The 5893-nt window shown below is 42.8% G+C and carries 4 protein-coding genes; all 4 read left to right on the top strand.

The window, feature by feature from the left end; translation table 11 throughout:
* The first annotated feature begins 69 nt into the window (after window positions 1-69).
* Window positions 70-2727 carry a DNA polymerase III subunit alpha gene (locus RMO35_RS16135; protein WP_309742347.1) on the top strand — a complete coding sequence of 886 codons (2658 nt, stop codon included), beginning with the start codon at window positions 70-72 and terminating at the stop codon, window positions 2725-2727.
* On the top strand, window positions 2724-3506 hold the full coding sequence (locus RMO35_RS16130; protein WP_309742346.1) for an LAGLIDADG family homing endonuclease: 783 nt from the start codon (window positions 2724-2726) through the stop codon (window positions 3504-3506). Before RMO35_RS16135 ends, RMO35_RS16130 begins: the two co-directional genes overlap by 4 nt.
* A complete protein-coding gene (locus tag RMO35_RS16125; RefSeq protein WP_309742345.1) occupies window positions 3499-4914 on the top strand; it encodes an OB-fold nucleic acid binding domain-containing protein in 1416 nt (471 codons plus the stop codon). Before RMO35_RS16130 ends, RMO35_RS16125 begins: the two co-directional genes overlap by 8 nt.
* Before the next feature lie 80 nt (window positions 4915-4994).
* Window positions 4995-5893 (top strand): alpha/beta hydrolase (locus RMO35_RS16120; RefSeq protein WP_309742344.1); only part of this gene is annotated, 899 nt, incomplete at its 3' end.

Genomic DNA, 5893 nt, shown 5'->3' with positions numbered 1-5893 from the left:
AAATAGTGCTGAAGTACTATTGAAAGGGGTATTATAATAACGCTATCTACCTGCGCTAAATATTGCCCTATGTCTTTCGTTGGTTTGCACATGCACAGTGACTACAGCCTGCTAGACGGAGCTAGTCAGTTGCCGAATTTGGTCGATCGAGCGGTAGAATTGGGGATGCCTGCGATCGCATTGACGGATCATGGTGTGATGTATGGAGCGATCGAACTGATTAAAGTCTGTCGCACTCGCAATGTCAAGCCGATTATTGGCAACGAGATGTATGTGATTAATGGTGACTTCACGCAGCAGAAGCGGTATCAGAAGTTTCACCAGGTAATCCTAGCGAAGAATACCCAGGGATATCGGAATTTAGTGAAGTTGACGACGGTATCTCACCTCGAAGGCTTTCAGGGGCGAGGAATTTTTGCGCGTCCTTGTATCAATAAGGAATATATCGAGAAATATAAGGAAGGGTTAATCGTAACTAGTGGTTGCTTGGGTGGTGAAGTTCCCCAAGCAATCATGGCTGGACGACCCGATGCGGCGCGAAAAGTTGCGAAATGGTATAAAGATCGATTTGGTGAAGATTACTACCTAGAAATCCAAGATCATGGCTTGAAAGAAGATCGAGTCGTGAATGTGGAAATCGTCAAAATTGCGCGCGAATTAGATATTAAAATTATTTCCACTAATGATTCGCACTTTGTCTCCTGTTATGACGTGGAGGCTCATGATGCGTTGCTGTGCATTCAGACGGGGCAACTAATCCGTGAAGACAAACGGATGCGCTATAGCGGCAATGAGTATCTCAAGTCTGCCGAGGAAATGGCAGCATTATTTCGCGATCATTTACCCGATGATGTCATTGCGGAATCGATCGCCAATACATTAGAAGTTGCGGATAAAGTTCAACCTTATAACATTTTAGGCGAACCCAAAATTCCCGATTTTCCGATTCCAGTCGGACATACTCCTGCTACTTTTGTTGAGGAAATTTCACGAGAAGGATTGAAGGAACGGCTGAAGGTGCAACGGTATGGCGATATCGAGAAAGTTTATCAGGAACGGCTCGATTTCGAGCTGAAAATGATCGAGCGGATGGGATTTTCGACGTACTTTTTAGTTGTCTGGGATTATATCAAATTTGCCCGTGACAGGGCTATTCCAGTCGGCCCTGGACGGGGTTCTGCTGCGGGTTCGCTGGTGGCTTATGCGATGAAGATTACCAATATCGATCCCGTACATCATTGTCTCCTGTTCGAGCGGTTTCTAAACCCAGATCGGAAGTCGATGCCGGATATCGATACGGACTTTTGTATCGAACGTCGTGCCGAGGTAATTGAATATGTAACCCAGAAGTATGGGAAAGAGCGAGTAGCGCAGATTATCACGTTTAACCGGATGACATCTAAAGCGGTGTTGAAGGATGTGGCGCGGGTGCTAAATATCCCCTACGGTGCGGCAAATGAGTTAGGAAAAATGATCCCGGTGGTGCGGGGGAAACCGACAAAATTGGCGGTGATGATTTCGGATAAAACGCCAGTACCGGAGTTTAAACAGACTTATGAAACGGGTGAATATGCCGATCCGGAAACTGGCGAAAAAATTACTGCCAGACAGTGGATTGATATGGCAATGCGCATCGAAGGTACTAACAAAACCTTTGGTGTCCACGCGGCGGGTGTGGTGATTTCGGCGCAGCCTTTGGATGAGATCGTGCCATTGCAACGGAATAATGATGGCTCGGTAATTACTCAATACTATATGGAAGATCTCGACTCGATGGGTCTATTAAAAATGGACTTTTTAGGATTGCGGAATCTGACAATTATTCAGAATGCGATCGATACGATCGAGCAAACCAAAGGCGATATAATCGATCCGGATGATATCACTTTTGAGGAGCGACGGACTTATAAAATTTTAAATAAAGGCTCGTTGAATAAACGTCCCGCGACTGTCGAAAAAACATATAAACAAGTCGAGTCGGGAGATTTAGAAGGTGTCTTTCAACTAGAGTCTTCCGGGATGCTGGATGTGGTGGCAAGATTAAAGCCGTCGAGCATTGAGGATTTATCCTCCATTCTCGCACTATACCGTCCGGGACCGTTAGATGCGGGACTGATTCCAATTTTTATCGATCGCAAACACGGACGCGAGAAAATTACTTACGAGCATCCAATTTTAGAAACTATTCTAGAGGAGACGTATGGAGTAATTGTCTATCAAGAGCAGATTATGAAAATCGCTCAAGATTTGGCTGGATATACTCTCGGAGAAGCCGATATCTTGCGGCGGTGTATGGGTAAGAAAAAAGCCGATGAGATGAATAAACAGCGCGAGAAGTTCCTCGATGGTGCGGCGAAAAAAGGGGTAGCTCACTCGATCGCCGATGCACTGTTTGATAAAATGGTTTTATTCGCAGAATATTGCTTGAGTTATGACACAAAAGTAATGACAGTTGAATATGGTGCTTTACCAATCGGTAAAATTGTCACGGAAAAAATAGCTTGTACGGTTTGGAGTGTGGATGAGAGCGGTTGTATAATTCAGCAGCCGATCGTCCAATGGCACGATCGAGGTCAACAGGAAGTATTTGAGTATCTACTAGATAATGGTAATATAATTCGGGCCACAGTAAATCATAAATTCATGACTAGCGATCGACAAATGTTGCCAATTCAAGAGATATTCGATCGCAACTTAGATTTACTACAAATCGATGAATTGTCATGACAGCTACTGGATACCTAAAACTAAATACACGACAAAAACAAGCAATATTACTTGCTTTTCAAAGTGGTGAAGAATGTCGAGCAATTCCCAAATTAGTGGGAGTCAGTGGGAGGTCTGTCTCTAGAGTTTTAGCCGAATTCGGGGTGAATACTAAGCGTAAAAATAGGTACACTCTCAATGAAAACTATTTTGACAAAATCGATACTCCTGTCAAATCTTACCTACTTGGATTAATGGCTGCTGATGGCTGTGTCACAGACAAAAATTATATAGTTTTAGAGTCTGTGGATCGAGAGTTGGTAGAACTTTTTGCTAAAGAGATTGAATATTCAGGAGAAATTAGAGAAATCGATCGATCTCCTCATCAACCACATTTTCGGGTAAATTTTTCATCGCAAAGGTTAGCGAGATCGCTACATCAGTGGCAAATTATTACAGATCGCATGGCTAGCGATTCTTATCGATTTCCCGCAGCAGAATATCTTAATCCTTATGTACTCGGCTATTTTGATGGAGATGGTTGTGCATATCCCAATAAAGGTAGAAGTGGCGGAATAGTATGTATTGTTGGCTCAAAAAACTTTGCAGAAGAGTTGTCTGAAGTCATGAAGATGGGATCGACAATAGCTCACAGTCATAACATAGTTTATTATTGGCGTATTTTCAGTAAAATTAATATCCAAAAATTTTACGATCTGATGTATGTATATCCCAACTTAGGATTAGCACGTAAGAAAGAAAAAATAGAACAAATATTAGGGAGTTACCATCGTGGCTAAAATTATTAGTTGTACGTCTTTAGGCACCCAATCCGTTTACGATATTGGATTAGAGAAAAATCATAATTTTCTATTAGAGAATGGCTCGATCGCATCTAACTGTTTCAATAAAAGCCATTCTACTGCTTATGCTTATGTTACTTATCAAACAGCATTCTTGAAAGCAAATTATCCGGCTGAATATATGTCGGCGCTCTTGACGGCTAATAGTGGCGATCAAGATAAAGTGACTCGCTATCTGAATAATTGCGAGCAAACTTTAGATATCAAAGTCGAGCCGCCAGATATAAATCGATCGTATGTCAAATTCCGTCCGGTTGTCGATCCGGAGCGTCCCAATCGGTTGAATATTTTATTCGGATTATCGGCAATTAAAAACGTTGGTGAAGCCGCGATCGAGAATATTCTCAAGGCACGTGAGGAAGGGGGTGAATTTACATCACTTGCAGATCTGTGTCAGCGGGTTAGTTTGCAAGCTGTCAATAAGAGAACGTTAGAATCATTGATTCAATGCGGTACTTTTGACAATCTCGATCGCAATCGACGGCAATTAATTAACGATTTGGACGTAATTATACCATGGTCGCAAAGCCGCGCTAAAGAAAAAGCGATCGGACAAGGTAACTTATTCGACTTACTAGGTGATTCAAAACCGGAAGTAGGCGGCTTTGATGCGGTGCCTAAATCGCCGTTAGTGAGTGATTTTCCATCTTCGGAACGATTGCAATTCGAGCAGGAACTTTTGGGTGTATATGTTTCGGATCATCCACTCAAAAATGCTGAAAAAGCTGCCAAAAGTCACCGCCACGATTTTAAAAGAATTATCGAAATTGAAAAACCTTGCAAGGATGTTAAGTTGGTGGTAATGCTGACAGAGGTCAAAGTAGTTCAGACTAAGAAAGATAACAAGTCAATGGCGATTCTGAAGCTAACTGATATTGCGAGTAGCAAATTAGAAGCGGTCATTTTTCCAGAAGCTTATGAAAAAATCAAGGATCTGTTAATCCCAAACAGCTCGGTAATTTTGGTTGGCAAAGTCAGCCGCAAGAAAGATAATGACGAACTGCAAATGATCGTCGATGAAGCGATCGAAATTGACTATAGTGCCGTCCATAAGCCAGTAGATGAAGAACTTACACCTCAACATTTAGTCCTGATTGAATTACCGATTAATGTGGCGACAGATGAGATCCAATCTCAAGCCTTGAAAACAATGATTGAGGAGTATTCTAGCAATACAGTAGCAGTCAAAACACCAGTGTATGCGATCGTGCGGGGCGAAAATGGTTATCAGTTAGTCCGGTTTGGCAAACAGTTTTGGGTGCAAGACTCGAATATGTTAGTAGACAGAATGCAGGCGCGCGGCTTTGATATCCAAGTCAAACAAATTAGCTTCGATCGAGATTAACGATCGGTTGAGAGAAATATCTTACAGACGATCGTCGATGGCTAGTTTATACTAGTAAAGCAGCGTACGACGATACATTAATGAAACCTTACACAGCCTCGTTAGATTCTGGTTGGCGGCACGAATTTATTCAAACCAACAACATTCGTTTGCACTGTGTCACCCAAGGTGAGGGCGAATTAGTTGTTTTACTGCATGGGTTTCCAGAATTCTGGTACTCTTGGCGGCATCAGATTCCGGCATTGGCACGTCACTTTAAGGTCGTCGTTCCCGACTTACGAGGGTATAATTATTCAGACAAGCCTGCTGATGGCTACGATCTCGATACCCTCAGCAGCGATATTCAGGGGCTAATCGCGTCACTGGGCTATGCCAAAGCACACATCGTCGGACACGACTGGGGTGGTGCAATTGCATGGCACCTAGCTCAAAAATGTCCCCAAGTACTCAATCGCTTGGCAATTCTCAATGCACCCCATCCTCAACGACTACTGCAAGAGATGGGCAGCAATCTCGATCAATTGCGGCGGAGTTGGTACATGTTGGCTTTCCAAATTCCGGGTTTACCAGAGTGGGCAATTCAGCAAAACCTCAAAGATTTTATCCTGAATGTGTTTCGCGGACAAGCTGTGCGCAAAGGAGCTTTTACGGCGGAGGATCATCGAATTTATCAGGAGGCATTGGAGAAACCTGGTGTTTTAGGAGCTGCACTCAAGTACTATCGAAATTTACTTTCCCCTCAAAATTGGTTGCAACAGTTAAACAATTCGCCTTCTATTGTTACGGTACCTACTTTGATGCTCTGGGGTGAAGAGGATAGTTTTCTAAGCAATCGTTTGACGGAAGGGATGGAGCGACTCATCTCAGCACCATTTAAACTTAAGTTAATTCCCCAATGTGGACATTGGATTCAACAAGAAGTACCCCAAATTGTCAACCGCGAATTATTAGATTTTTTCCAATCTACCAGTCTTTCAGT

The sequence above is a fragment of the Chamaesiphon sp. OTE_20_metabat_361 genome (assembly GCF_031364565.1).
Note: the sequence above shows the minus strand (reverse complement) of the source record. Positions and strands in the feature narration are given on the sequence as shown.

Coding starts and splice junctions, on each gene's coding strand:
- RMO35_RS16135 (WP_309742347.1), top strand. CDS start 70: ATGTCTTTCGTTGGTTTGCACATGCACAGTGACTACAGCCTGCTAGAC.
- RMO35_RS16130 (WP_309742346.1), top strand. CDS start 2,724: ATGACAGCTACTGGATACCTAAAACTAAATACACGACAAAAACAAGCA.